The organism is Curtobacterium sp. ER1/6 (genome assembly GCF_001742745.1).
Taxonomy (GTDB): Bacteria; Actinomycetota; Actinomycetes; order Actinomycetales; family Microbacteriaceae; genus Curtobacterium; species Curtobacterium citri.
Genome location: NZ_MJAK01000008.1, coordinates 1 through 25,303 on the forward strand (window position 1 = coordinate 1; position 25,303 = coordinate 25,303).

Genomic DNA, 25,303 nt, shown 5'->3' on the forward strand with positions numbered 1-25,303 from the left:
GTGCGAGCCCGTTCTCGTAGCCGACGACGTCGTCCTGCCGACCGAACAGGTGCAGGGCCGGAGCGGYGAACGGTTCCGGATGGARCTCCTCCGGCAGGGCATCCAATGCGTAGTCGGCGGCGATGCGGTCCATCACCGCAGGGTCGGCGCCACGGAGACCGGGCAGAACGTACCGCTCGAACGCTGTGAACGCGGCGGCGTCCTGGATGACGCTGACCTCCTCGAACGCTTCTCGCGCGTCGCCGGCGGCTTCGAGGACGGACGGTTCGGCGTGGAGCACGGTGCGCTCGGGGACGGCGCGGTCTGTGTGCGCTGGGTGCACGACACCCGCCAGGGTTGCGACGCCGAGGACATGGTCTCGGCGTTCGTGGGCGACGTGTCGGGCGATCATGCCGCCGAAGGAGTTCCCGATGACGGCGAAGGGCTCGTCGCCGAGGTGGTCGTCGATCTCGGCGAGTACCTCGTCGGCCACGTCAATCGCGCTCTTCGCGGTTGCGGTCGCCGCGGCGGCCTCGGCCCATGGCAGGTCGAGGAACACCAGCCGCCACGGCAGATCCTGCACCGCGTCCGCCAGTGGCAGCATGATGCGGTGGTCCACCCCGAAGCCGTGGAGAGCGACGAGCGGACGACCGGAACCAAGAACTCGCGCGATCACCCAGCAAGCCTACGAGCATCCCGCGCCGGTAGCGGCTATCGAGACGGTCCGCTGCCCGTTGTCCGACTGCTCAGAACGCCTTCCACGATCCAGCACGCCAGGCCCACCACGACCAGAGCGCCACCCGTCCAGATCGCGGTGGAGCTACCCGCTTCAACGTTGCCGGCGATCACCGAGCCACCAGTGAGCACGAAGAACAGCCCGACACCACCAATGATCGCGTTGAGCATCTTGGGCCGAGGTGACCCCTTCGCCCGGGTGATGCCAAGGAGATCGAGAACGCGTCTCATGCGGCGAGCGTACGGCGTCACGCAGTCCGGTGATCGATCCGCTACCGGCCGTGCTTCGCCTCACAAAGCGCGGAACGCCATGACCAAACGCGAGCGCCGAGCTACATCTGAGACCTTCGGACCCGTCAGGTGAGCCTGCGAGGCGTACTCGCCCCGCGCCTCCAGGCCGTGACAGCGCCGACCCCGCAGCTCGCCGCCCCGGTGTCGGCTACCGCCCGTGGACCAGCCCAGGGATCCGCTCCCGGAACGGGAAGAACCCCCGCGACGCGTACGGCCACGCCCGACCGTCCCACCGTCGGCGGACGGTGACGAGCGCGACGCCCTGCGCGCTGAGGCGCGAGCGCAGCAGGTCGAGGCGCTCGCGGACGGGGCCGACGGGCGCGAACGGGACGACCACCGTGTCCAGGTCCGCAGCGCCGGCCCAGTCGAGGACGACGGAGGGCTCGGCCGAGTCGAGCACCGTCGCATCGGTGGTCCGCGTCGCAGCGTCCGCGACCGCACCGGCGGTGAAGGCCGCGACCGTGGGGGACACGCCGGCAGGGGAACGCTGCTCGGGGTCGGCGGCCACGGCGGCCGCCCGGATCGACGCAGCGAGGGACGGGTGCTCCGCGAGCAGGCTCTCGGGCTCCAGGTCCTCCTCGTGCAGCAGCAACCCGACGTGCTCGCCGATCCGGCCGTCGATGTCGTCGGACGCCACCGGGACCGCGGCCGGGAAGGGCTCCTCGTCGAGAGCACGCGCCTCGGTCGCGAGACCGGTCGGGGCGAAACGGCCGTCCATGTACCGCGCGATGTTCTCCGTCGTCGCCAGGTACGTCTTCCCCCGGGTCTGCAGACCGGCGACCCAGCGCCACGACAGGGTGTTCGAGGCGGCGTCACCGTCGAGGAGGTGTCGGTAGAAGAAGTCGGCACCGAGCTGCCAGGGCAGCTCGAGGGTGAAGACCCAGATGCTCGCGAACCACATCCGCGTGTGGTTGTGCAGGTACCCGGTCTCGACGAGCTCGTGCACCCACGCGTCCATGGCCTCGATCCCGGACCGCCCGGCGATCACGTCCTCGTGGTGAGCGGGCAGGTCGCCGGCGAGCAGGTCACCGACCTCTTCGCGGTAGCGCCGCCAGACCTCGGGGCGCTGTTCGAGCCACCCCTTCCAGTAGGTGCGCCAGAAGACCTCCTGCACGAACTTCTCCGCGGTGTGCAGGCTGTGCCGGTCGAGCACGGCGTCGACGACCTCCTGCTCGGTGACGAGCCGGTGTCGGATGTACGGCGACAGACCGGACACGTTGGTCCGCGCCGGACCGGTGTCGTGGTTGCGGTCGCGACGGTATTCGGCTCCGGAATGCGGGACGAACGCCTGCAGGGCATCGAGGCCGGCGGCTCGGGAGGGTGTGGTCACCACGCCATCCTGCGCCTGTCGGCGCCGGGGGAGCCGTGCGCCGGCGACGAGCCATCGAGCTGGAGCGACGGCGGACCGCAGCGTCCGTCGCCGGACGTGCGTCGAGCCTCCTGTCCGCCCGTCCTGACCCCTGTACGGGAGGGCGCGGGCGCTGAGGACTGCTCGGTACGGTGAGCACGCTCGTGACCGCGTCGGTCGCATCCACCCGAAGGATCTCAGTGCTCTCACCTTCCGCGCGGCCTCGTCGCCGCGCCCGCTTCTCGGCAGCGGCGCTCGCCGCCGCCCTCGTCGCTACGGTCACCCTGGTGGTGGCTCCCGCCGCGCTGGCCGCGCCGGCCAACGGTACGCTCGACCGGTCAGCCGAGGGTCAGTCGGCGGGAGGTTACGCCGAGGCCGGCTCCGGCCAGGTGTTCATCGCCGGGCGGAGTGGCCAGCTCACCGGCGCTGATCTCAACTTCTACGCGAACAACACGCAGTACTACACGGGCGGTGCCACATCCGGAACCGTCTCGGTCTACTCCGGCTCGTCGGCGAGCGGCGCCGTCCTTGCAACGGGCACGATCTCGCTGGAAGCGGGATGGAAGACCGTCGAGTTCCCGTCCCCGCCGGTGATCACGGCCGGTTCGACCTACTTTCTGAAGGTGCCGGTCGGCGCGTACTGGCTCAACACGACTCCGGCGGCCGGCGAAGGCGTGATGCTCGGCACCACCAACCACGTCGGCCGGTACTCGCTCAACTACCGCACCTACATCCTCTCGATCCCCGCCCCCGGCTCCTTCACCGCGACCGCCGGCGACGGCACCACGGCGCTGTCGTGGACGGCTCCGACCCTGCCGGCTGACACCACGCTGACCGGGTACGAGACGGAGTACGCCGTGAGCGGCTCCGGTTCCTGGAGCACCCCCACCGCGACGACGGCCACGACCGCGACGGTCACCGGCCTGACGGACGGCAGCGCCTACGACTTCCGCGTCCGGGCGACCACCGACCGCGGACCCGGCCTGTGGAGCACCACCGCGACCGCGACGCCGATGGGTGACTTCTCGGGTGGGAAGCTCTCCGTCGACGACGCAGCGCTCGCGGTCGGCAAGCCCGTGACCGCGGAGTCGTACGGCTGGACCCCGACTCCGGACCTCACGTGGTCGTGGACCGTCGGTGGTGCCCAGGTCAGCACCGCTGCGACGTACACGCCGACACCGGACGACCTCGGCAAGGCCGTGCAGGTCACCGTGACCGCGAACGCCGTCGGCCGCCACACCGCCACGAAGACCGCCGACCTCGGTACCGTGGCCGCCGGCAGGATCACCACGGGCGACGTCCTGATCGTCGACGCACGGGGCGCAGCGATCGGCTCGTCCGCCCCCGCGGGCACCGTCCTCACGGCGTCGCTCCCCACGGTGGTGCCGACCGACTCGGCGGTCACCTACCAGTGGTACCGCGACAGCACGAACACGACGATCCCCGGCGCGGACACGGCGCAGTACACGCTCACCGGCGCTGATGCCTCCGGCGACCACGCGGTGTTCGTCATCGCCTCGGTCGCCTCGCGCGGCTACACCGCGACGACCGCGACCTCGGGCTCCGTCGCCGTCACCTACGGCGCGCAGTTCGGCAGGGTTTCCACCGGCCCGGCCACCGTGGCCGAGCCCGTCACCGCGACGACCGAGGAGTGGACCCCGTCGGGCGCGACGGTGTCGCTGCAGTGGTTCGACGACGAGCAGGCCATCCCGGGAGCCACCTCCGAGACCTACACGCCGACCGCCGCGCAGGCCGGACACACCCTGTACGTCATCGCGACCGGCACCGCCGAGGGCTACGACCAGCACTCCGCCGCGAGCCCTCCGGTGGTCGTCGGTCGCGGCACCCAGAGCGGCACCGTCGGCATCGACGGGACGCCGACGGTCGGTTCGGCGCTGACCGCGACGGACGACGGCTGGCTCGACGGCACGACCTTCGACCGCCAGTGGACGCGCAACGGCGTCGCGATCGAGGGTGCGACCGGGGCGACCTACACGCCCACGGCCGACGACGTCGACGCGGTGATCGGCGTCACCGTCACCGGACACCTCGGCGGGTACGACGACCGCGAGGTCGACGCAGCCGCCGCGACCCGGGCCGTCGCCGGGACGCAGCGCGCCTCGGTCGCGATCGACGGCACCGGCACGGCACAGGTCGGCACCACGCTCACCGCGACGAGCACCGGCTGGGTCGAGGGCACCGAGCTCTCCTACCGCTGGCTCCGGGACGGCGAGACCGTCGACGGCGCGGCCGGCCGCACCTACACCCCCGTCGAGGGTGACCTCGGTCACGTCGTCGGCGTCGAGGTCACCGGCACCCTCGCCGGGTGGCAGCCGCTCACCGTGACCTCCGAGGGCACGGCACCGGTCGCGGGCCTCCCCGCGTCGGTCACCCCGGAGAGCTCCGTGCCGACGACCACCGTCGCCGGCGAGGCGTTCCGGTACCACGTCGACATCTCGGGCTCGCCGGCCCCGACCGTGACCTTCGACGGCGACCTGCCCGCAGGGCTCACCTTCGACGCGGAGACCGGCGACATCACCGGCACCCCGACGAAGGCCGGACAGTCGGTCATCCGGATCACCGCCGACAACGGCTTCGGCCTCCCCGCCGTCTCCACCGTCACGATCGACGTGGCACCGGGTGCGCTGGACGCCCTCACGCTCACCACGCTCGGCACGGGCACCGAGGACGGCACCGTCACGGCGGAGCAGGGGTCGACGATCCGGATCGACGCGCTCGGTACCGACGCGTGGGGCAACGAGCTCACGACGCCCGGCGACGTGGTGCTCACGAGCAGCATGGCGTCGGACGAGATCCACGGCGACACCGTGACGTTCCACCACGCATCGCCGCACGTCATCACGGCGACGGTGGGCTCGGTCAGCGCATCGGTGCTCGTCGAGGTGAGCCCGACCGCGGTCGTCACGCCGCCGGCGACGACCGATCCGGAGACGCCGGCCGCGCAGCCCACGACCGGCGCGACCACGGCGCCCGTCGCGGACCGCGGCGGCCACCCCGCCGCGACTCGGCACTCGGGAGACCTCGCGTACACGGGGTCCGAGGGCATCGGCTCGATGGCCCTCGCGGCGCTCCTCGCCGTGCTCCTCGGTGCCGGCATCCGCACGGGTGTCCGCAGGAGCCGCCAGCGGTCCTGACCGGACCACGTGACGGACTGGGGGCCGTGCTCACCTGGTGAGCACGGCCTCCAATCCGTCACGGGTCGGTTCGGCGCCCGACTCGGCCGGGGCCGGGCCTAGGGGAACTGCGGCGGGGCGATCAGTTCGAGGAAGCCGCCGAGTTCACCCTCGAGGTAGATGATGCGTGTGCCCGTCCGGGCGCCGCTGGTCATCTCGTGGGGTCGGCCGACCGGCCGCCAACCGTGCGCTGCACAGAGGTCGAGCACCCGGTCGAGGTCCGAGACGGTCAGCGCGATGTGCACCGTGCCGGTGTCCGCGGGAGAGCCCGCCGCCCGAGCCGCCCGGGGAGGGTCGTACTGCAGCAGTTCGACCCGTCGGTCTCCGAGCACGACCGTGGCTGCACGGATCGACGCGCCGGACACGCCGGTGGTCGCGGCCGTGGTGTGGGCGTCGAGCGTGAAGGTGCGTTCCAGCGTGAAGCCGAGACCGGAGCACCACAGCACCAGTGCGTCGTCGAGGTCGTCCACGGTGAGGCCGGCGTGAGCGACGTCCAGGACGAGTGGTGGTGTCATCCGATCAGTATCGCGGCCGACCTGGCGACCTCACGAGGACCGAAGCGCGCCCGCCGATCGTCGAGCGGACGGTCCGTGATCCTCCGACGCGGTGCCCAGCGTGACCGTGCGCGCAGTGCACCGGGCATCGGGTTCTGGCATCGTCGACCCGTGCGCCCGTCGACGATCCTTCTCGCTGCCGTCACCGTCGTCTCCGGAGCCGCGACGATCGTCTTCGCGGTCCTGATCGGCACCGACGAGGGACGAGGCCTGTCCGTCGAGCTCCGTCTCGGCATCCTCATCACGTTCGGGTTCGGCGTTGCCTGCGTCACCACTGAAGGCACCCACCGCCGGCGGGCGCGCCTCCGGCAGAAGGCCGAAACCCATCCCGACACCGCGTTCGTCACCGCGCACGAGACGGAGACGACGGCCGCCGACCTCTCGGCCTGGAGCCCGACGCTGCGTGTCCGGTTCCCGTGCGATCTCGGTTTCGACGGGACAGGGATCACGAGCTGGTCGACGCGCGGCGGCGAGCAGCGGACACCGATCGCCCTCCGGTCGGAGGTGCTCGGCTTCGATGTGTTCAGCGAGCCCACGCCGCGTGGGGTCGCGTACAGATGGGGGATCGTGGTCCACCTCGCACCGAGAACGTCGGGGGCCGGCGCTGTACACCTGTGGGTGGTCGACGACCAGCCAGCCCAGGACGAGTACGCGATGCGCCGGACGATCCGACGGATCGAGTCCGCGCTCGCTACCGGGCGCTGACCAAGCCCGCACCGTCCCGCGATGGACCTGCCCGAGACGTCATCAGCCCGTGCGGAGGAGCGCCCGCTCGTCGAGGGCGAGGACTGCCACTGATCGGATGCACATGGTGCAGCCCGTCTCCGGCCGGCCCGTGTCAGAGACCCAGCGGGCTCGCACGTCCGTGGTTGAGGAGATCGCCGTCCCAGCTCAGGTCGTCGCCCTCGCGGACTTCGAACGCCTCGAACCGCTCATCGGTGAGGACGCCGTCGATGAGCGAACGTGAGCCGGCGACGATGGTCGAGTCCCAGTCCTCTTCGGACGCGACGACCCAGGAGTGGTCTCCGGGCCAGATCAATGAGGTGTACGGGCCTTCCTGGCCGGGTCGAGTGCACTCCCAGCCCGCGACGCTGCGTTGTGCCCACCTCGGGTCCTCGAGCTCGGCCGTGCTCGAGTTGAACAGCCACATGTCACGACCAGGCCAGTGCAACTGCGTCTGAGCTCGCAACCGGGCATGACCTCCGCGGCCCGCCCAGGGCGGGTTGCCGGTGCCTTCCCACGCTGCGACGATCAGGTCGTCCGGAGTCCGGGTCGCGTCTCGCAGGTGGGTGGTCAAGACCGCGAGGTCCTCGGGGTCGAACCATCCGTCGTCGGTCTGGTCGACCCGCCACCCGTCGGGCCAGTCCGTTGTCCGCTCGTCGTCGGTGAGGCGGCGCCACTGCACCAGGGGATGCACGACCCTGCCGTTGCGGCGCGCGACCTCGGCCCACCGCCAGCGCGCGTGGTCGGCGTCGCGGGCGTCCCCCCACACGTCGGTGCCCCTCGGGCCGGCGCGATGCGCGCTGACCGGGTGCAGCAGCCGTGCGTACGCCTCGAAACCGGTGCCAGCGACACCGCCGACGGTCGCCCACCCACCGGCTCGTTCCAGGAGCCACGCACCTCGGGAGGCGTCAGGGAGCAGGAGCATCGGACCAGCTTTGCACGTGCGCTCACCGAGCTGTCTGCGGCTTTCTCGACGGCCGACCGACTAGCGAGGCGGCTCCGGCCGCCCGCTGGCAGCCCCCACGCCACCCTGCCGCTCGTCGCCGGTGTCGAAGAACGCGTCGAGGTACTCGTCAGGGGGGAGGTCGGAGTCGCGCATGAGCGAGAACACCTCGGCACCGTCGCCCGGGTCGTCGACGAGTGCGAACGCCTGGGCGAGCCCGAGGTACTCCGCGTCCACGTCGACGGCGTACCGAGCGGCTTCGTCCTCCGCTCTGGCGATCGCGAGGGCGAAGTCATCGGCGCGGACGATCACCACCCGTTCCTCGTACCTGCTCTCCCCGTGGCGGAACACGCACCGGACGCCGAACCACGCGTCCGCGTCCGGCGGGTGCCGCCGGACGCTCCGCCGCGCACGACGGCCGCCGGCGCCCCGACTCCGCCGTGCCGAGGGCGACGGGCCGGTCACGCCGGCGGCGCCGTTCCCGCGCCCTCGGTGTCGTCCGCGCCCGCCGGCCCGGTGCCGGCCTGGTCGAGGTTCTCGTGCGGGTCGCCCATGTCCCCGGTCGCGTTCCCCGCGGGTGACAGTCCGAAGTGCTTGCGGACAGCGTTCGCCTCGCTCGGGGACAGGGTCTGTCCGGCTCCCGAGGAGGGCGCTGCCTTGATGGCGCTCTTCATGTACCCGACGTGCAGGTCCGTACCGTCGAAGGTGGCGTCCTCGACCGGGACGAGCGTGTGGTGGCTCCCGAGCAGTCCGGTCGCGACACTGACGTAGGCGGCGCTGCCGTCCTCGGCAGAGGGGAACACCTGCGCGACCTTGCCGACCGATGCCCCGTCGCGATCCCGCACGGTCGCGTTCTCGACCTCGTGGATCTTGCTCTTGGTGATCATGGGGTTAGTCAACGCTTCCGGCCTGACGCTTCGCGGCGCAGGTCCGCGACGGGCGATCGCCAGCCGAGGTGACCTGCCGGCTGGAGCCGGATGCCTCCTGCCGAACGGGAGGCGTGCGTTCAGCGGACGCGACGGCGCGCCGGTGCGTGACCACTACACCGGCGGTCTGCTCACTTCGGCGACTTGTCCGCGAATGATCGCGGCGTCGGCGGACAGCGCGCCGAGCCAGCAGAGCGCGGCCTCGCGTGCCATCCGCACAACCATGCTGCTCAGATAGTGGCTGCGCCTGTCCCCGTCGACGAAGTTGCGACCACATCTCAGAGATGTTGCACGGATGGTCGCGCGAAGGCGGCGATGACGCGTTCTGGGTCCTCGGACGTGGCGAGGAACACCTGTCCGTTCCCACGGGTGATCCTGATGGCTTTCTGTCCGTTCGCGGCGAGGAGCAGCCCCTTCCTGCGGCTGGCTCCTTTGATGCCCCACCCGCCGAAGTCTTCGAGTGGGCGGACGTCAACGCTCTCGATCGATGCGATGTCGTCGAGTCGGACGCGGACGGCCCAGAACGGGACGACGACGAACCACACGGCGCGACGGGTTGTCATGATGGCGACGGCCGGGGCTGTCAGCATCAGTACGAAGAGTCCGCCGCCGAAGCCGAGCATCCACCAGCCGCTTGCCTCGGGGAACTCGGCGAGGGAGAACACGCACACCAGCAGCGGGCCACCACAGAGGATGAATCGCAAGCCGACGTTGAACCGTTGCCAGGAGAGGACGCTCATCAGTCAGTCCGATCGATTCGAGGCACTCGGAGGTACAGCACCAGGAGCGCGGCCATGGAGAGAAAGAAGGACCAGAGTCCGAAGGCCACTCCGATGCAGAGGTGGAAAGCGAGCAACACAGGGAGGGCGATCGTGCGGATGGAGGGTCGGACGAAGAAGAGTGCTGCCGCGAAGAGCTCCAGAGCCATCACTCCGTAGTTGACAGCGACAGTGCCGAAGAGCGAGCCCTGCGCCGCCTCGATGAGCCAGACCAGCGGGCCCGGTGGCCGGAAGCTCGGATCCTGGATCCAGTACCAAAGGGCCGTACCGTTGGCCCACTCGACGACTGCGAACTTCGCGATGGCCGCGTTCGCATAGAGAACTGCAGCCTGGATCCAGATGATCACGAGCATGGCCCACGCTGTTCCTCGTGCGCCCCAAGTTCGCGAAGCCCACCGTCCGTCTCTCACCCAGTGATTGCTTCGACCGTCGAGGAGGAGGAGCGGGACCAGCAGCAGCGTGAGGACCGCTGCGACCTGATCACCGCCGTCGCGGACAGGGGATCCGATGTTGAGGCTCCACGAGACCCACCAGTGGGGAACAGCGGTGACTGCTGGTAGGTACCCGCTGAGTACGGCGAGCGTGACCGCAACCACGATCATCAGGCTCAGCGGCGAACTGCCGCCCGCCGCACAGAACAGCGACCATCGTGCGGTCGCCGCATCGCACACCACCCCGTCAGGGTTCTCAGGGCTGGAGAGGAACAGCGCTCCACGAGGTGTCAGAAGGAAGGTCAGGAGGGTCGACAGTGCGAGCAACGAGCGCGCGATCGCCACTGACGAGTTGTACGGCGAGACGTCGTCGATGAAGTCGGCCGCGCTGCGCAACAGCGTCTTGCCCGCTGAGGCCGAGCTCCTCCACTCGGTCACCAAGCCGCTCTGGACCGCGAGCGGGTTCATGCGCATCTGACTTCCACCTTCGCGACCTTCTCGAAGGGCGCTTCAGTGCCGCGGAACGCCCAGGGAACCGGTTCCTGGCGCGCGAGGGTAACGTCTCCGCACAAGATCTGCGCGTCATTCGTGATCCGCACTCGTTGGCGCTCGAGTCCCGCGCCGCACGCGAGCACGGACGCGCCGGTAGAGCAGGGACGCCAGGCGTCACGGTTGAGCCGCTCGATGATTCTGTCGACGTCGATCGCACCCAGCCGCGAAGCCCGGTTCAGGCCGAACGCCCAGCGTGGTTGAGCATTCGGTGCGGTCCCGACTTCGACGCCGTGCTCGTCGTAGGCCACGACGAATGCTCCACGAGGTGACTTGGTGAAGAAGGACCATCCTTCGGGGACGATCTCCCGCACCATGTTCGCTGCACGTTTCGTGCTCGGTCCGAGGTGATCTGCCGGTGGCAGGGCAATCGCCGTCATGGTCGACGCGACGGTGACGACGATTGCGCCGCACAACGCAAGCGCGTGAGTGGGCTGATCGTTCATTGGTGTCTAGCGGACAGTCGAGACGACCTGCACAGCGAGCCGTTCCCGAGCGGCGGTGCTCTCGTCCCCGGTCGCAGCTCTTCCGCACCAGGTCCATGCCCCACACCACAGGGCCACCGAGATCACCACGGCCACAGCAGCAGTCGCCACGGCGGCGTTGTGGACCCCGACTGCGGCGTACGCGACGCACACCACAGCGGCGCCGCATCGGCCGCTGCTCTCGGCGGACGGAAAGTCAGCTGGTCCAACGTCTCGAGCATTCATCTGCTCGCGCGTGTGCTCGACGACGATCTGCCCGAGCTTCGCTGATGCCTTCTCCACGCGGTAGACGTTCCCGCTCCGCAGGTCAGCGAGTACCGGCTCGAGCCGTGACTGTTCTGCCGTCAACACCTCGACACTGGCTGCGTGAGCCTTTGCCCGGTAATCACCGAGGTCGAAGCTGTCTGACACGAGGAGATCTTTGCCGACCTCGGTTCCGAGTCGACTTGCCAGATCGCCAGAGCCGTAAGCGAGGGCGTCGACGATCTCGACATCAGATGGGCCGTCGGTCATCGGGGAGGCGGTCGCTCCGTACGAGGGGCTTGCGCAGAGGAGAGACCCCAGGAGCACGGCGACGGCCCCGAGAACGGGGATTGAGTGTTTCAAGGACAGTCCTTTCACTATCGGACTGATACTGGCATATCGGTGCAGCAAGAACAACAAGAAATACAGAGTATTTACGCCCACCATGATATCGCTTTGTGTATGCCTGGTTCGAGCAGGGTGGGCATGGCGACGCACGGCTCGCGCCGTTGCCAGGGCGAGCCGTGCTGCTACCGCACTGTTGGAACCGTGATGCTGGCGAGCTCCAACCGGGCGATGGCCGCCTCTGCGGATAGCGCGCCGGGCTTCTGCAGGGCCGTGCCGCGGGCCAGCGGGGCTGTCTTCCGCGCCTTCATGAGTCGTGGTGCTTGTTCCTTCCGTTCGACTGAAGCGCCAGTTTCACCAGTGATACAGCACTGGTGAGCGAGAGCTGCACTGCGAACCGACCCGCGCCTCCAGGCCGCACCGAGAACTGATCACCTGACGGTCGCAGGACGACGCACGGCCCGCCCCGTTGCCGGAGCGAGCCGTGTTGCGGAGTCGGGACGCTACCGCGCTGCCGGAACCGCGACGCTGGCGAGCTCCGCTCGGACGATGTCCGCCCCTGCGGACAGCGCGCCGAGCTTCTGCAGGGCCGCGCCGCGGGCCAGCGGTGCCATGCCGCAGTTCGTGCTCGGGATGAGCTTGTCCGCGTCGACGTGCTCGAGCGCCCGGCGCAGCACCTCGGCGACCTCCTCGGGCGTCTCGACCCGCTCGGTGGCGACGTCGATCGCGCCGAGCATGACCTTCTTGCCGCGGATGAGCTCGACGAGCTCGAGCGGCACGTGGGAGTGGATGCACTCGAGGGAGACGATGTCGATCGACGACTGCTGCAGGAGCGGGAAGGACTGCTCGTACTGCCGCCACTCGGCGCCGAGGGTCTCCTTCCACCGGTTGTTCGCCTCGATGCCGTAGCCGTAGCAGATGTGCACGGCGGTCTCGACGCGGAGGCCCTCGGCGGCGCGTTCGAGCGCGGCGACGCCCCAGTCCTGCACCTCGTCGTGGAAGACGGTGAACGCAGGCTCGTCGAACTGGATGACGTCGACGCCGGCCTCCTGGAGCTCGAGTGCCTCCTGGTTGAGGATCGTCGCGAACTCCCACGCCAGCTTCTCGCGGCTCTTGTAGTGCTGGTCGGAGAGGGTGTCGATCATGGTCATCGGGCCGGGCAGTGCCCACTTGATCGGGCGGTCGGTCTGGGCGCGGAGGAACTTCGCGTCCTCGACGAAGACCGACTCCGGGCGGCTCACGGCGCCGACGACCGTGGGGACGGCGGCGTCGTAGCGGTCACGGATGCGGACGGTCTCCTTGCGCTCCTGGTCGATGCCGTCGAGGTGCTCGATGAACGTCGTGACGAAGTGCTGGCGGGTCTGCTCGCCGTCGCTGACGATGTCGATCCCGTTGCGCTCCTGCTCGTGGACGGCGGAGCGGAGGGCGTCCTGCTTGCCCTCGGTCAGGGCCGCCCCGTCGAGCTGCCAGGGGGACCAGAGCTTCTCGGGCTCGGCCAGCCAGGAGGGCTTCGGCAGGCTGCCGACGATCGAGGTGGGGAGGAGGGTGCTCATGTGCGTGGAGGTCCAGTCGGTCAGTGGGTGAGGGCGGCGGGCGCGGTCTGCTCGGCGAGCCAGCGGTCGAGGAAGTCGCGGTGCGGCGCGACGAGGTGCTCCTCGGTCCAGCGGCCCTGCGTGACGCCGAGGCGGCTGCGTTCCTCGCGGTCGTAGGCGATGCCGGTCGACGACCAGTCGTCGTGCTCGAGGGTCGGGCGGAACTCGCTCGGCGCGACCCCGTTTGCGTTGTAGATCTCCGGTCGGTAGATCTTCTGGAACGTCTCCATCGTGCTGATCGTGCCGATCAGCTGCAGGTCCGAGTAGTCGGCGACGACGTCACCGCGCGAGTAGAAGGCGAGCGGCGCCTTCGCACCCGGGGGCATGAAGTACCGGACCTGCATCCCCATCCGGCCGAAGTAGTCGTCGGTGAGCGAGGCGTGCTCGTGCTCGTACTCCGCGCCGAGGACCGGGTGGACGAAGCCCGTCTGCCGGTAGGTCTGGCTCGTCGAGACGCTGATGCACACCACCGGCTCGGCGTCGAACTGCGACCGGAAGGCGTCCGACCGCAGGAAGTGCTGGAAGAGCTGCCCGTGCAGCTGCCCGAAGTCGGCGGGGAGCGAGGGCGCCGAGGGCAGCCGCACCGCGAAGTCGTGGTCGCGGAGGTACGACGAGAAGTTGTTGCCGAGGATGCCCTGGTGGCGCTCGCCGGTGTGCTGGTCGACGACCGTGACGTCGAGCACCTCGATCAGGGGGAAGCGCTCGACCCGTCCACCGTCCTCGAACTGCATCGTGATCGACACGATGTCGAGCTCGACGCGGTAGCGGTCACCGTCCGGATCCCCGGCCAGGTCGTTGCAGCGCCCGTCGATGAGCGCGAGGGCGTTGCGGAGGTTCTGCTGGCGGCCCTCGCCGCGGGCCAGGTTCGCGAAGTTCGTGGTCAGCCGCGAGCTCTCCGCCGGCGAGTAGTCCTCGTCGAAGCGGGTCCTGCTGATGCTGAAGGTGATGTCGTTCGCCATGGTCCGCAGTCCGTACGTCGAGCGCCCGCGGGCACTGTGGGAAGAGTCCTCCGATCATGCCGGGAGGCGCGGGGCATCAGGTAATACCGAGACGCTATGCAGACACATAGTCTGCATCTATGGCTCGCGTCTCGAACGACATCACGCTGCAGCAGCTCCGGTACTTCATCGAGGTCGCCTCCGAGGGCTCCATCAGCGCGGCAGCCGACCTGCTCTACATCTCGCAGCCGACGCTGTCGGCAGCGATGAAGGACCTCGAGACGCGGATCGGGCGGCCGCTCTTCACCCGGTCGGCGCGCGGCGTCGTGCTGACGGTCGACGGCGTCGAGTTCCTCGGGTACGCCCGGCAGGTCGTCGAGCAGGTCTCCCTGCTCGAGCAGCGGTACGTCGGGCGTCAGGCGTCGCGTCGGCTGCTCGGGGTCTCCGCGCAGCACTACTCGTTCGCCGTCGAGGCCTTCGTCCGCATGGTCGAGGGAGCCGCCGCCGACGAGTACGAGTTCTCCCTCCGCGAGACCCGCACCTGGGACATCATCGAGGACGTCCGGACCCTGCGGAGCGAGGTCGGCATCCTCTACCGGAACGACTTCAACCGGCAGGTGCTCGGCAAGCTGATGCGGGACGCCGGCGTGGTGTTCACCCCGCTGTTCGTGGCGCAGCCGCACATCTTCGTGGCCCGGCGGAACCCGCTCGCGTCGCGGGAGCGGGCGACCCTCGAGGACCTCGCGGACCTGCCGCGGCTCACCTTCGACCAGGGCGCGAACAACTCCTTCTACCTGGCGGAGGAGATCCTGTCGACGATGTCGAGCAAGCGCGAGATCCGGGTGTCGGACCGGGCGACGATCTTCAACCTCATGATCGGTCTCGGCGGGTACACCATCTCGACGGGGTTGATCAGCGACGACCTCGATCCGGAGATCGTGGCCATCCCGCTCGACGTCGACGAGCGGATCGAGATCGGATGGATCGCGCACACGTCGGTGCCGCTGACCGTGCAGGCGCAGACGTACCTGGACGAGCTGCGGGCGGTGGTCGTCGGTTACGGGGTCGAGCCGCTCGGTTGATGCCCCGGCTTCGCTCCATGACGCAGGAGGGCGAGAGTCTGGATCTCCTCGCGGCTGCACAGCAGACCTGCTGGGGAAGCATCACGAAGGGGGTCGTGGGCACGACGGCGTTGTCGGCACTCGACGTGGAGCGGCCCGTCGTGCACTACCTCCCGACCGTTCCCGACGGCGAGATCACGATCGCAGACCTCGTCCATCACACAGCGGGCCTGCCGCGGCTCCCGAGCGGGATGACCAACAGATTGTTCACCGATCCGTACCGAGCCTCGGTTGGCGCTCCCCTGGACCCGGCGGTGTGCGTGCCCCTCACCGAACGCGGCTCGATCGTCTACTCGAACCTCGGTTACGCCCTCCTCGGAGCAGTACTCGACGTCGTGCACGGAGACTGGTTCACCGAAGTGCACCGTGTGGTCCTCGGGCCGGCGAGCATCAGCTCCGCGACCCTCTCGCCGTCCGACGCAGAGTGGGTTGCGCCGAGGCTGTTCGGGCGGCACATCAAGCCTTGGGCGATAGCGGAGTCTCCGTACGCAGCAGCAGGTGGCATCTGGTCGTCATTCGAAGACCTCTGTCGGTACGCCGACTGGACACTGCGTGCCGGAGCCGAGACTGCTCGAACGGTGAGTTGGAAGCGTGAAGGGGTCACGACGTGGATCAACCGTGAAGTTCGGGCAGCCGGAGCGGCCATCCTCAACGCTCGAGGAGTCACGGCTGTGGTGCATGCGCTCGCGCAGACGCCGCACACGGCCGACAGCATCGCGTCCTCGCTCGTCGAGCGGGAGCTTCGTCGCCGAGGATGACGCTCGGTGCCCGGACCCGAGACCAGAGCCGGATCGGCGACTGCCTAGCGGACGGTGGTCGTCATCCAGTCCGCCATCATCGACACCGCGGTGTCGAACGCCCGAAGGTGAGGCCGATTGAGGAAGGCGTGCGAGGTTCCTGGGAGCACGTGGTGGTCGACGTCGACCTCTGCGGCCCGGAGTTCCGATGCGAAGGCATCGCCGGAGGCGCGCATGTTGTCGTGCTCGGCATTGACCATGAGCGTGCGGGGGAACCCGGCGAGGTCGTGGCCGCCCGGGAAGGCCAGGCGGTGGGCCAGAGCGTCGGACGAACCGGCGTAGTTCCGGTTCATGAGGTTCAGACCCCAGACGGCGTGGGTCAGCCGGCGGTGTCGCCTCGACCGGTGATGCGCGTCGCGGGTCGGCGGATGGATGCTGTGGAAGAAGCCGTAGGCCAGGATCGCGCCTGCAGCGCGCAAGCCCTCGTCAGCGGCCCGGAGTGCGGCGGCAGCGGCCAAGCACGCCCCGGCACTCGCTCCGCCGATGAAGACATCGCCCACGGAGGAGGCTCGCACTTCGTGGTACGCCGCGGTGATGTCGTGGAGAGCGAGCGGGAACTGTCCGCGTCGTCGGCCGGCGGAGTGGATCGTGCCGAGACCCGGCAGCGGCGCGAGGCGGTAGCTCGTCGTCGCCACGCTCACTCCACGGCTGCTCAGCGCCTGCGCCACCGCATCGGCCTCAGGGGTGTCGAGACCACCCCGGAAGAAGCCGCCCCCGTGCAACCAGAGCAGTGTCGGTGGAGCCGGTGGGGCGCTCGCCGCGTACCAGCGCAGCGATCCGGGTCGTTCGGGATCGGCACTGATCATCTACCGATCACCACCGCGACGGCCGCGCTCGGCCATGCACACTTCGTCCCTGGCATCTGCCCACTATCCCAGGGGTGATGGTCCGGGAACCGCGCCCGTGGCCGACATCAGTGAAGGAGATCGTTCGATCGCGGATCCCCGCTCTCGACGGGACTCATCAGCGACGTCCTCGACTCGGAGATCCTGACCTCCCGGTCCGATGTCGACGAGCGGATCGAGTTCGGCTGGCGAGAAGGGGGACACGTCACGGGGCGACGCGTAGGTTCGTCGGGGTGGGGAACCGACCGATCGACCAGGACGCCGACGACACGCAGCACGACACGCAGCACGACCCGTACGCGCGCCGGCCCGGCTACGTGACCGGCGTCGACGGTCGTACCGACATGTGGACGACCGCGGTGGTCGCGGGCGTGGTCACGGCCGCCGCCGTGCTGTTCGTCTCCGGGCTGCTGCACCTCACCGAGCCGATCGCGTACTCGGCGGCCGTCGTGATCGGCCTCGTCGTGTGGCTGACGATGCGCGCTCGCCGACGGGCAGCGGACCGTCGCGCGGGACGGTCTCCCGATGCGGTCGCGGAAGCGCGGACGCGGGCGGTGGCCGAGGCGAACGGCGGCCGGCGGTTCTTCGTCGCGCAGAACCCCGTGGTCCTCATCGTGATGGGGTGCATCTTCCTGGCGGTCGGGGTCGCGAGGACGGTGGCCACCGGCGTCTCGGGTGCCTCCGTGCTCGTCGCGGTGGTCCTCGCCGTCTCGGCGGGGTACTTCATCGTCCAGGGCATCGGCACGCTCGTCGTGCGACGGCGTCCGCGGGACAGCGAGCCGGGCGCGGACGTGGGGCGCCGCAGCTGACGGATCACCGGACCTCCGCCGACCGCCACAGGTCGCGGAGGACCGCAGCGCCCCGGTGGAGCCACGGACCGGCGGCCAGCACCGCCGTCGCGCCGAGCGCGAGCGACTGGACGCCGATGCAGACCTCGAGCGGCACCACCGGGACGAGTCCCGCAACGAGCCAGACCGTCGCGAGCACGACGACGACAGCGGAGGTCGCCCGGCGAGGCACCCGTGCGCGCGCCGCGAGCACGAGACCGACCGGCACCGCAACCTGGGCCGCTGCACCGTCCGTCGAGATCCCGGTGCCGCCGGCCGGCGACAGGAGCGCGACCCACACGAGCACGCTGCAGCACACGAGGGTCCGGGCTGCATCGCGACACCAGAGTGCGGCGAGCGCGCCGGAGAGCGCGGCGGCGACGGCGACCGCAGCGAGGTCGACAGGCCATCCGCCCCGCAGGAAGCGCGCCCCGGCGAAGCCGAGCAGGTCGTCGACGGACAGGACGGTGGCAGCCGTCGCGGCGAGCACCGGGGCAACAGCCGCGATCGCCGATCGCGCACGCCGTACGCTCGGCGTCACGATCCCGACCGGACGGCCGACACGGCCTCGCTGATCGTCGTGCCCGGGTGCCGCTCGCGGTGCCGCCGGACCGCCCGAGGATCGACGTCCTCGGGGCCAGACGCCGTGCCGAGCGTGCCGACCGTGCCCGGCCCCGACGCCGCGAACCAGAGCGTGGCGAGCGCCACGGTCCCTGCCGCCTCGATGCCGATCAGTGCGAGGGCAGCGAACGACGTCGCCACGCCTCCGAGGGTGATCAGGGCCCGCCCCCTCGTGGTGCTGCCGGTCGGTGTCGTCATGCGTTCCTTCCCCTGCCGGTGCCCACGCCCGGAGTACCCATCAGCCTGCCGGTGATACGCGAAATGTGCAACGCCGCGCTCGGCTCGCTCGGGAACCGCTTCTTGACTACGTAGACAATTCCGTGGTTGTCTTGCACGGCACCGACACAGCGAAGGAGCTGGCCCATGAGCGACACCGCCCCCGTCCGCCGTCTCCGACCGGCGTCCATGACCGATGTGGCCGCCCTCGCCGGTGTCTCGCAGAAGACCGTCTCCCGCGTCGTCAACGACGAGCCCCACGTCACCGAGGCCGTCCGTGCGAAGGTCGAGGCCGCCATCGCCGAGCTCGGCTTCCGCCCGAACGCCGCGGCCCGCTCCCTGAAGTCCCAGCGCTCCCGTCGCGTCGGCCTCGTCACCATCGGCACGGACCTCTACGGCCCGACGGCGATGCTCACCGGCGTCGAGCAGGCCTGTCGCACGAACGGCTACGCCCTCTCGATCGTCCGCACGGTGACGGCGTCGGCCGAGGAGCTCCAGCCTGCCGTCGACTCGCTCGTCGAGCAGGGCGTCGAGGCGATCGTCCTCTCCGAGCCGGTCGAGAACCAGATGGACCAGCTCCGGATGCCGCCCGGCGTCACGATCCTGACGCTCGGCCCGCCCGACGTCGCCGACCGCGAGAACACCCTGGCGGTGGGTCTCGACGAGACCGGTGCCGCCTTCGCCGCGACGGACCACCTGCTCGCGCTCGGCCACGAGACCGTGTGGCACATCGCCGGTCCTCCGAACTGGACGTCGAGCGTCCGCCGCGAGCAGGGTTGGCGCGCCGCCCTGCAGGACGCGGGTGTGGCCGAGCACACGCCGATCGCGGGGGACTGGTCGCCGCAGAGCGGCCACGACGCGATGCGCTCGCTCCTCGGCCGCCCCGACGTGACCGCGGTCTTCGTGGCCAACGACCAGATGGCGATCGGGGCGATGTCCGCGATCCAGCACGCAGGCCTGACCGTCCCGCGGGACGTCAGCATCGTCGGCTTCGACGACATGCCGATCGCCGCCTTCCTGCCGACCCCCCTCACCACGATCCGCCAGGACTTCGACGAGTCCACCCGGCTCGCGATGCACCGCCTCTTCCGCACCCTCGAGGGCCATCCGCCCGCCGAGCGGCACCGGATGCTCCCGGGGCAGCTCGTCACCCGCGCCACCAGCGCACCGCCCGCTCCGGAGCGGCGTCACCTCCGTCCCGCCGACTGAATCCCCGGACGGGAGGCCCGCCTGCCGTCCGCCGGATGAGTGAGCGCTCACGAGTGCGCACCTCCCACCCGCAACCACCCCGACGACGACGTCAGGAGTCTGTTCCGTGACCCCAGTACCAACGCGACCTGCCGGTCGGACCGCAGCCGTGCCTCCCGGCAGTCCCGACGACCTCGGACCCAGCCGACGCGACCTGCTCCGCTGGGGAGCCGCCGCCGGCGGGGCCGTCGCCCTGAGCGGCCTGCTCGCCGCCTGCTCCCCGCAGTCCACCGCCGCGGTGCGGTCGGGCCGCGCCGACCTGTCCTTCTGGACCCACGACCCCGGGTACGAGAAGTTCTTCACCGCGGCCCTGCCGGTCGCCGACCGGAAGTCCCGGTTCGACTACGCACTGGACATCACGACGATCGCGGCGGCGGACATCCCCACCAAGCTCATCGCGCAGGCGGTGGCCGGCACGGGGACGCCCGACGTCGCGGGTCTCGAGATCGGGGCGTTCTGCAGGATGCTCCGCGGCGACATCGCGAAGGAGCTCCTGAGCGACCTGTCGTCGTCGGTCGCGTCCCGGAAGGACGACCTGATCGGCGCTCGGTTGACGCCGTTCTCGAAGGACGGGCACCTGTACGCGCTCGACTCGGACACCCCGCTGTGCGTCTACTACCACCGCGCCGACCGGTTCCGGGCGCTCGGGATCCCGGACGACCTGACGACGTGGGAAGAGACGATGGCGGTCGGCGCGAAGCTCCACGAGAGCAAGGGCGCCTCGCTGCACGCGGTCGCGGTGACCGACCCGGGCGGCACGCTCCAGAGCTACCAGATCCTGCTGCTCCAGCGCGGTGGCGACCTGTACGACGAGTCCGGCGACATCGCGATCCAGACGCCCGAGGCCGAGCGCACCCTGCGGTTCCTCGTCGACGGCGTGCAGTCCGGGGCGATCGCGACGGTCGCCGACATGTACGGCCCGAGCCTGCAGTCCGGGCTGAAGGGCGGCACGATCCTGGCCGTCGACATGCCGTCCTGGTACGCGAGCTACGGCATCAAGCCGAACGTGCCCGAGCAGGAGGGCAAGTGGCGGGTGCGCAACCTGCCGCGGTTCGCCGGTGGCGGCAGCACGACGAGCGTCGGCGGGGGAACGGGATTCGCGGTGCTCCGGGACAAGCCGCTCACGCAGGCGGGCATCGACCTCGTGCTCGCCGCGTACCTCGACCCCGACCAGCAGGTGAAGCGCTACCAGGACCTCGGGTACCTGCCGACCCTGCGCTCGGTGTACGACGACCCGCGGCTCGCGGCGATGAGCGACCCGTACTTCGGCGGACAGCAGCTGTTCGGCGTCTACAGGTCGGTCGTCGACGAGGTGCCCTCGCAGCACCAGAGCGCGAACGCGGCGATCCTGCAGACCGTCCTGAGCGGGTACCTCATCAAGGCCTACAAGGGCCAGATCTCCCCGAAGCAGGCGCTCGACGCCGCTGCGGCCGACTTCCGCGGTCAGACCCGCGCCTGAGGAGGACGACGTTGTCCACATCCACTGCCACCGGCATCCCGGTGTCCGCTTCCCCGGCCGCTGCCGACCCACCGGGCAGGCGGCGCCGGCTCAACACGAACGGCGGCAGCGCGCCGTACGTCTTCATCGCGCCGTTCTACGTGCTCTACGGCCTGTTCATGATCGTGCCGGTGCTCGCCGCCGTGTACCTGTCGCTCACCGAGTGGGTGGGGCTCGGCTCGCCGGACTGGATCGGGCTGCGGAACTACGCGAACCTCTTCCGGGACACGAGCTTCGGTACGGCCCTGGTCAACTCGCTCATCTACACGCTCATCGCGGTGTTCGTCATCGTGCCGGTGTCGCTCCTCGTGGCGCAGGCGCTGAACGCCAAGGGGCTGCGAGCGCGTGATCTGTTCCGCGTCACGTTCTTCATCCCGATGGTGCTCTCACCGATCGTCATCGCGCTCATCTACAGCCTGGTGTTCGACACGAACTACGGGCTGCTGAACGCCACGCTGAAGGCCCTGTTCGGGCTGCCGGACACCGACTGGCTCGGCGACCCGACGCTCGCCAAGGTCGCGATCGGGTTCGTCCTGCTCTGGCGCACGGTCGGGTACCTGACGATCTTCTTCCTCGCCGCCCTGCAGAACGTGTCGCCCGAGCAGTACGAGGCGGCCTCGCTCGACGGGGCCGGCACCTTCCGGAAGTTCACGAACGTGACGCTGCCGGCGATCCGACCGGTCACCGCGTTCGTCGTCGTGACGTCGTTCATCAGCGCCGCGCAGCTGTTCGACGAGCCGTACCTGCTCACCAAGGGCGGCCCCGGCGAGGCCACGCTGTCCGTGGCCATGTTCATCTACCGCGCCGCCTTCGAACGGCAGCAGTTCGGCTACGCGGCCGCCGCGGGGGTCGTGCTCTTCGTCGTCGTCTTCGGCGTCAGCCAGATCCTCAACCGCGCACTCGCCATCGGGAGGGACGACGCATGACCGCCAGCACCGTGACCGAGGCCGTGACCACCAGGGGCACGACACGTCGCCCGCGCTCCGGCCCACCGCGCACCCCGGGGTGGATCGCCCGGCGCGGACTCCTCTACGCCACGCTCGTCGTGCTGTTGCTGGTGTTCGTGTTCCCGCTGCTCTGGGCGCTGTCCGGCTCCTTCAAGCGCCGGGGTGACATCTTCTCGACGCCGCCGACGCTCGTCCCGAGCCCGGCGACGGGCGAGAACTACGTGAACCTGCTCACCACGCAGCCGTTCTGGGCGTGGTTCGGCATCAGCGTCGGGACCGCCGTCATCGCGACCGTCGTCTCGGTCTTCGTCTGCGCCATGGCCGGGTACGGCTTCGCGAAGTTCCGGTTCCGCGGCAAGCGGGTCCTGTTCGCGGTGATGTTCTCCTCGCTGTCGGTCCCGTTCGCGGTGATCCTCGTGCCGCTGTTCATCCTCGTCGTGAAGTCGGGGCTCGCGAACCCGTGGTTCTCGCTCATCGTGCCGTGGGTCGCACCCGCGTTCGGCATCTTCATGATGCAGCAGTTCATCACCCAGTCGATCCCCGACGAGATCATCGAGGCCGCCCGCATCGACGGCAACTCGGAGTTCGGGACCTTCCGCCGCGTCGTGCTCCCGCTGCTCCGGCCGTCCCTCGGGGCGCTCGCCGTGTGGAGCTTCCTGCAGAGCTACAACTCGTTCCTCTGGCCGCTCGTGCTCGTGTCGAACTCCGACCAGTACACGCTGCCGCTCGGCCTCAACGCGATCTTCGCCTCGGAGAACCGGTCGTACGACCTCGTGCTGGCCGGCGCCGTGCTCGCGAGCGTGCCGACGATCCTCGTGTTCCTGCTCCTCCGCAAGCAGTTGCTCGACGGCCTGACCGCCGGGGCGGTCAAGGGATGACCGACCCCGCCACCGACCACCGATCCACCCTGAACGGAGCACCCCGCACCATGCAGCACGACCGCGTCCTCTTCGGCGCCGCGTACTACCACGAGTACCAGCCCACCCCTCGGCTCGACGAGGACATGCGCCTCATGCAGGAGGCCGGGTTCTCGGTGATCCGCGTCGGCGAATCCGTCTGGAGCACCTGGGAGCCGGAGAACGGGGTCTTCGACCTCGAGTGGCTCGCACCCGTGCTCGACGCGGCCCACGAGCACGGCATCCGGGTCGTCCTCGGCACGCCGACGTACGCGGTGCCGATGTGGCTCGCCCGCATCGTGCCCGAGATCAACGTCCGTCGGCGCACCTCCGGGGAGGCGATGGGCTGGGGCGCGCGCCAGGAGATCGACCACGCCCACCCGGCGTTCCTCTTCCACGCCGAACGGGTCATCCGCAAGATCGTCGCCCGCTACGCCGACCACCCCGCGGTGATCGGGTACCAGGTCGACAACGAACCGGGCAACGAGCTCATCGCCAACCCGGAGGTGTTCCAGCGCTTCGTCGACCACCTGCGCCACACCTACGGCAGCGTCGAGCGGCTCAACGAGGAGTGGGGCCTGACCTACTGGTCGCACCGGCTCTCGACGTGGGCCGACCTCTGGACCCCGGACGGCAACGCCCAGCCGCAGTACGACCTGGCGTGGCGGCGGTTCCAGGCGTCGATCACGACGGACTTCATCGCCTGGCAGGCGGCGATCGTCCGTGAGTACTCCCGCGAGGACCAGTTCGTCACGACCTGCATCTCGTACGAGCGGCCCACCGCCGAGGACGACGCCCTGACCCGGGCCCTCGACGTCACCGCCGGCAACCCGTACTACCGGATGCAGGACGCCCTCGAGCTGCCGGACACCGACGACGCACCGCAGTACTGGACGAGCTCGGGTGCGTGGACGATCGTCGCGTCCGGCGACCGGATGTACGGGTCGAAGCAGGCGCCGTTCCTGGTCACCGAGACGAACGCGCAGGCCATCGGGTTCTCGTGGACGAACGAGCCGGCCTACGAGGGCCAGTGGCGCCAGGCCGCGTGGTCGCTCGTGTCCCGCGGCGCCTCGATGATCGAGTACTGGCACTGGCACACGCTGCACTTCGGTGCCGAGACCTACTGGGGCGGGATCCTGCCGCACTCGCAGCAGCCCGGCCGCACGTACCGGGAGATCGCCGCGATCGGCGCCGAGTTCCGGCACGCGGGGGACCGGGTCGCCGGACTCCGGCCGCACGCCGACGTCGCCCTGCTGTTCTCGAACGAGTCGAAGTGGGCGCTCAACGAGCACCCGGCACTCGGGCTCGGCGAGGGCACCGAGCCGGACCGTCGCTCGTGGCAGACCGTGTACGACGCCTTCGCCCGCGGGGTGTTCGACGCCGGGCTGCAGGCGAACACGGTGCACCCGTCACAGGTCTTCGACCGTGACCCGGCCTCCTTCGCCCGGGAGCGCCCGGTGCTCGTCGCAGCCGCCTTCACCATCGCCACGGACGCGCAGCTGCGATGGCTCGCCGCCTACGCCGAGGCCGGCGGCCACCTGGTCGTCGGCATCCGCACCGGGTACGAGGACCAGGAGGCGCGGGCACGACCCGAGCGGAAGCCGGCCTTCCTCGACGTCGCTGCCGGCGTGCACTACGACGAGTTCAGCAACCTCCGACGCCGCGTCCCGGTGTCCGCCGGTGCCGCCGCCGGTGCGCACGGCTTCACAGTGCCGGCCGGTGCGAGCGCGACCCGGTGGGCGGACGGCCTGCTCGTGGACGACGCGGACGTGCTCGTCGGGTACGAGCACCCGCACCACGGGCGATTCGCGGCCGTGACGACCCGGGCGCACGGTGCCGGGCGGGTCACCTCCGTCGGCACCGTACCGGACCCCGCGCTCGCCGCGGCGGTCGTCGACTGGGCGGTCGCGCAGGGGAGCGGCACCACGGGGTGGCGACCGCAGACGGACACCCAATCCGTCGCGAGCTCGGTGAACCAGCACGGCGAGACCGTGCACGTGCTGCACAACTGGTCGTGGACGCCGAGCACCTTCACGCTGCCGGTCGACGCCGAGGACGTCCTCGACGGCTCGGCGATCGCCGCCGGGGTCGAGCTGGCGCTCGGCGCTTGGGACGTGCGGGTGGTGGCCGTGCGGTAGTCGACCGCAGTCCGGACGGGAGGCGCGGGGCCGGTCGGCACCGCGCCTCCCGTCCGTCGTCGGACGTCGTTGACACCGCGCGGCTACGGGTGTT

General features: G+C 70.1%; 26 protein-coding genes. 10 read left to right on the forward strand and 16 right to left on the reverse strand.

The window, feature by feature from the left end; genetic code table 11:
* The 3 genes from Cus16_RS11995 to Cus16_RS12000 all read right to left on the reverse strand — a co-directional run.
* A partial coding sequence (locus tag Cus16_RS11995; protein ID WP_141718956.1) for an alpha/beta fold hydrolase occupies nucleotides 1-655 on the reverse strand: 655 nt, incomplete at its 3' end.
* A gap of 35 nt (nucleotides 656-690) precedes the next feature.
* A complete protein-coding gene (locus Cus16_RS16390) occupies nucleotides 691-945 on the reverse strand; it encodes a hypothetical protein (protein ID WP_141718957.1) in 255 nt (84 codons plus the stop codon).
* Nucleotides 946-1,153: 208 nt separating this feature from the next.
* Nucleotides 1,154-2,335: an FAD-binding domain-containing protein gene (locus Cus16_RS12000; protein WP_069712894.1), complete on the reverse strand. Its 1,182-nt coding sequence runs from the start codon at nucleotides 2,333-2,335 to the stop codon at nucleotides 1,154-1,156.
* A gap of 218 nt (nucleotides 2,336-2,553) precedes the next feature.
* On the opposite strand from Cus16_RS12000, the gene Cus16_RS12005 reads away from it, so the two are divergent.
* Complete coding sequence (locus tag Cus16_RS12005) at nucleotides 2,554-5,508, forward strand: fibronectin type III domain-containing protein (RefSeq protein WP_141718958.1); 2,955 nt, start codon at nucleotides 2,554-2,556, stop codon at nucleotides 5,506-5,508.
* A 98-nt stretch (nucleotides 5,509-5,606) separates the two neighbouring features.
* Here Cus16_RS12005 and Cus16_RS12010 read toward each other — a convergent pair whose 3' ends face one another.
* Nucleotides 5,607-6,062: a VOC family protein gene (locus Cus16_RS12010; protein WP_069712896.1), complete on the reverse strand. Its 456-nt coding sequence runs from the start codon at nucleotides 6,060-6,062 to the stop codon at nucleotides 5,607-5,609.
* Nucleotides 6,063-6,212: 150 nt separating this feature from the next.
* On the opposite strand from Cus16_RS12010, the gene Cus16_RS12015 reads away from it, so the two are divergent.
* Nucleotides 6,213-6,806: a hypothetical protein gene (locus tag Cus16_RS12015; protein ID WP_141718959.1), complete on the forward strand. Its 594-nt coding sequence runs from the start codon at nucleotides 6,213-6,215 to the stop codon at nucleotides 6,804-6,806.
* A gap of 133 nt (nucleotides 6,807-6,939) precedes the next feature.
* On the opposite strand, the gene Cus16_RS12020 is transcribed toward Cus16_RS12015, so the two are convergent.
* The 9 genes from Cus16_RS12020 to Cus16_RS12055 all read right to left on the reverse strand — a co-directional run bounded on the left by Cus16_RS12020 (nucleotide 6,940) and on the right by Cus16_RS12055 (nucleotide 14,076).
* Entirely contained in the window at nucleotides 6,940-7,749 is an 810-nt protein-coding gene (locus Cus16_RS12020; RefSeq protein WP_069712898.1) for a hypothetical protein, read from the reverse strand.
* A gap of 60 nt (nucleotides 7,750-7,809) precedes the next feature.
* Nucleotides 7,810-8,082 (reverse strand): DUF4288 domain-containing protein, encoded by a 273-nt coding sequence (locus Cus16_RS12025; protein WP_223246608.1) that lies wholly within the window; start codon nucleotides 8,080-8,082, stop codon nucleotides 7,810-7,812.
* 146 nt (nucleotides 8,083-8,228) lie between these two features.
* Nucleotides 8,229-8,654 carry a PRC-barrel domain-containing protein gene (locus Cus16_RS12030; protein ID WP_069712899.1) on the reverse strand — a complete coding sequence of 142 codons (426 nt, stop codon included), beginning with the start codon at nucleotides 8,652-8,654 and terminating at the stop codon, nucleotides 8,229-8,231.
* Between the two features lie 317 nt (nucleotides 8,655-8,971).
* Nucleotides 8,972-9,433, reverse strand: coding sequence for a hypothetical protein (locus Cus16_RS12035; protein ID WP_069712900.1), 462 nt, complete (start codon nucleotides 9,431-9,433; stop codon nucleotides 8,972-8,974).
* Nucleotides 9,433-10,371, reverse strand: coding sequence for a sporulation-delaying protein SdpB family protein (locus Cus16_RS16055; protein ID WP_189319588.1), 939 nt, complete (start codon nucleotides 10,369-10,371; stop codon nucleotides 9,433-9,435). The genes Cus16_RS12035 and Cus16_RS16055 overlap by 1 nt, the downstream gene beginning before the upstream one ends.
* Entirely contained in the window at nucleotides 10,368-10,898 is a 531-nt protein-coding gene (locus Cus16_RS16060) for an SdpA family antimicrobial peptide system protein (protein ID WP_083263931.1), read from the reverse strand. The genes Cus16_RS16055 and Cus16_RS16060 overlap by 4 nt, the downstream gene beginning before the upstream one ends.
* A 6-nt stretch (nucleotides 10,899-10,904) precedes the next feature.
* Nucleotides 10,905-11,600 carry a hypothetical protein gene (locus Cus16_RS12045; RefSeq protein WP_141718960.1) on the reverse strand — a complete coding sequence of 232 codons (696 nt, stop codon included), beginning with the start codon at nucleotides 11,598-11,600 and terminating at the stop codon, nucleotides 10,905-10,907.
* A 428-nt stretch (nucleotides 11,601-12,028) separates the two neighbouring features.
* Nucleotides 12,029-13,078, reverse strand: a complete 1,050-nt coding sequence (locus tag Cus16_RS12050; protein WP_069712903.1) for a methionine synthase — start codon at nucleotides 13,076-13,078, stop codon at nucleotides 12,029-12,031.
* 20 nt (nucleotides 13,079-13,098) lie between these two features.
* On the reverse strand, nucleotides 13,099-14,076 hold the full coding sequence (locus tag Cus16_RS12055) for a putative oxygenase MesX (protein ID WP_069712904.1): 978 nt from the start codon (nucleotides 14,074-14,076) through the stop codon (nucleotides 13,099-13,101).
* Nucleotides 14,077-14,195: 119 nt separating this feature from the next.
* Between Cus16_RS12055 and Cus16_RS12060 the strand changes: the two genes are divergently transcribed.
* Nucleotides 14,196-15,137: a LysR family transcriptional regulator gene (locus Cus16_RS12060; RefSeq protein ID WP_069712905.1), complete on the forward strand. Its 942-nt coding sequence runs from the start codon at nucleotides 14,196-14,198 to the stop codon at nucleotides 15,135-15,137.
* 17 nt (nucleotides 15,138-15,154) lie between these two features.
* Complete coding sequence (locus Cus16_RS12065; RefSeq protein ID WP_189319589.1) at nucleotides 15,155-15,934, forward strand: serine hydrolase; 780 nt, start codon at nucleotides 15,155-15,157, stop codon at nucleotides 15,932-15,934.
* Nucleotides 15,935-15,978: 44 nt separating this feature from the next.
* Here the strand turns inward: Cus16_RS12065 and Cus16_RS12070 are convergent, their stop codons facing one another.
* The gene (locus Cus16_RS12070) at nucleotides 15,979-16,779 is read right to left on the reverse strand and encodes an alpha/beta hydrolase (RefSeq protein WP_083263933.1); all 801 of its coding nucleotides are present in this window, start codon (nucleotides 16,777-16,779) and stop codon (nucleotides 15,979-15,981) included.
* Nucleotides 16,780-17,051: 272 nt separating this feature from the next.
* Between Cus16_RS12070 and Cus16_RS12075 the strand changes: the two genes are divergently transcribed.
* On the forward strand, nucleotides 17,052-17,627 hold the full coding sequence (locus Cus16_RS12075; protein WP_069712908.1) for a hypothetical protein: 576 nt from the start codon (nucleotides 17,052-17,054) through the stop codon (nucleotides 17,625-17,627).
* Nucleotides 17,628-17,631: 4 nt separating this feature from the next.
* Here Cus16_RS12075 and Cus16_RS12080 read toward each other — a convergent pair whose 3' ends face one another.
* On the reverse strand, nucleotides 17,632-18,186 hold the full coding sequence (locus tag Cus16_RS12080; RefSeq protein WP_141718961.1) for a hypothetical protein: 555 nt from the start codon (nucleotides 18,184-18,186) through the stop codon (nucleotides 17,632-17,634).
* Nucleotides 18,183-18,464, reverse strand: coding sequence for a hypothetical protein (locus Cus16_RS12085; protein WP_069712910.1), 282 nt, complete (start codon nucleotides 18,462-18,464; stop codon nucleotides 18,183-18,185). Before Cus16_RS12085 ends, Cus16_RS12080 begins: the two co-directional genes overlap by 4 nt.
* A gap of 165 nt (nucleotides 18,465-18,629) precedes the next feature.
* Between Cus16_RS12085 and Cus16_RS12090 the strand changes: the two genes are divergently transcribed.
* The 5 genes from Cus16_RS12090 to Cus16_RS12110 all read left to right on the forward strand — a co-directional run bounded on the left by Cus16_RS12090 (nucleotide 18,630) and on the right by Cus16_RS12110 (nucleotide 25,209).
* Nucleotides 18,630-19,691, forward strand: a complete 1,062-nt coding sequence (locus tag Cus16_RS12090) for a LacI family DNA-binding transcriptional regulator (protein ID WP_069712911.1) — start codon at nucleotides 18,630-18,632, stop codon at nucleotides 19,689-19,691.
* A 148-nt stretch (nucleotides 19,692-19,839) separates the two neighbouring features.
* Complete coding sequence (locus Cus16_RS12095) at nucleotides 19,840-21,189, forward strand: ABC transporter substrate-binding protein (protein WP_083263934.1); 1,350 nt, start codon at nucleotides 19,840-19,842, stop codon at nucleotides 21,187-21,189.
* 11 nt (nucleotides 21,190-21,200) lie between these two features.
* Nucleotides 21,201-22,154: a carbohydrate ABC transporter permease gene (locus Cus16_RS12100; RefSeq protein ID WP_069712912.1), complete on the forward strand. Its 954-nt coding sequence runs from the start codon at nucleotides 21,201-21,203 to the stop codon at nucleotides 22,152-22,154.
* Complete coding sequence (locus tag Cus16_RS12105) at nucleotides 22,151-23,053, forward strand: carbohydrate ABC transporter permease (RefSeq protein WP_083263935.1); 903 nt, start codon at nucleotides 22,151-22,153, stop codon at nucleotides 23,051-23,053. Before Cus16_RS12100 ends, Cus16_RS12105 begins: the two co-directional genes overlap by 4 nt.
* Nucleotides 23,050-25,209, forward strand: a complete 2,160-nt coding sequence (locus Cus16_RS12110) for a beta-galactosidase (protein ID WP_223246609.1) — start codon at nucleotides 23,050-23,052, stop codon at nucleotides 25,207-25,209. Before Cus16_RS12105 ends, Cus16_RS12110 begins: the two co-directional genes overlap by 4 nt.
* Nucleotides 25,210-25,303 lie beyond the last annotated feature (94 nt).

What these genes read in the sequence shown, in the direction of transcription:
- Cus16_RS16390 (WP_141718957.1), bottom strand. Translation starts at nt 945, where the DNA reads ATGAGACGCGTTCTCGATCTCCTTGGCATCACCCGGGCGAAGGGGTCA.
- Cus16_RS12010 (WP_069712896.1), bottom strand. Translation starts at nt 6,062, where the DNA reads ATGACACCACCACTCGTCCTGGACGTCGCTCACGCCGGCCTCACCGTG.
- Cus16_RS12020 (WP_069712898.1), bottom strand. Translation starts at nt 7,749, where the DNA reads ATGCTCCTGCTCCCTGACGCCTCCCGAGGTGCGTGGCTCCTGGAACGA.
- Cus16_RS12030 (WP_069712899.1), bottom strand. Translation starts at nt 8,654, where the DNA reads ATGATCACCAAGAGCAAGATCCACGAGGTCGAGAACGCGACCGTGCGG.
- Cus16_RS12035 (WP_069712900.1), bottom strand. Translation starts at nt 9,433, where the DNA reads ATGAGCGTCCTCTCCTGGCAACGGTTCAACGTCGGCTTGCGATTCATC.
- Cus16_RS16055 (WP_189319588.1), bottom strand. Translation starts at nt 10,371, where the DNA reads ATGAACCCGCTCGCGGTCCAGAGCGGCTTGGTGACCGAGTGGAGGAGC.
- Cus16_RS16060 (WP_083263931.1), bottom strand. Translation starts at nt 10,898, where the DNA reads ATGAACGATCAGCCCACTCACGCGCTTGCGTTGTGCGGCGCAATCGTC.
- Cus16_RS12050 (WP_069712903.1), bottom strand. Translation starts at nt 13,078, where the DNA reads ATGAGCACCCTCCTCCCCACCTCGATCGTCGGCAGCCTGCCGAAGCCC.
- Cus16_RS12055 (WP_069712904.1), bottom strand. Translation starts at nt 14,076, where the DNA reads ATGGCGAACGACATCACCTTCAGCATCAGCAGGACCCGCTTCGACGAG.
- Cus16_RS12060 (WP_069712905.1), top strand. Translation starts at nt 14,196, where the DNA reads ATGGCTCGCGTCTCGAACGACATCACGCTGCAGCAGCTCCGGTACTTC.
- Cus16_RS12065 (WP_189319589.1), top strand. Translation starts at nt 15,155, where the DNA reads ATGACGCAGGAGGGCGAGAGTCTGGATCTCCTCGCGGCTGCACAGCAG.
- Cus16_RS12070 (WP_083263933.1), bottom strand. Translation starts at nt 16,779, where the DNA reads ATGATCAGTGCCGATCCCGAACGACCCGGATCGCTGCGCTGGTACGCG.
- Cus16_RS12085 (WP_069712910.1), bottom strand. Translation starts at nt 18,464, where the DNA reads ATGACGACACCGACCGGCAGCACCACGAGGGGGCGGGCCCTGATCACC.
- Cus16_RS12090 (WP_069712911.1), top strand. Translation starts at nt 18,630, where the DNA reads ATGAGCGACACCGCCCCCGTCCGCCGTCTCCGACCGGCGTCCATGACC.
- Cus16_RS12105 (WP_083263935.1), top strand. Translation starts at nt 22,151, where the DNA reads ATGACCGCCAGCACCGTGACCGAGGCCGTGACCACCAGGGGCACGACA.
- Cus16_RS12110 (WP_223246609.1), top strand. Translation starts at nt 23,050, where the DNA reads ATGACCGACCCCGCCACCGACCACCGATCCACCCTGAACGGAGCACCC.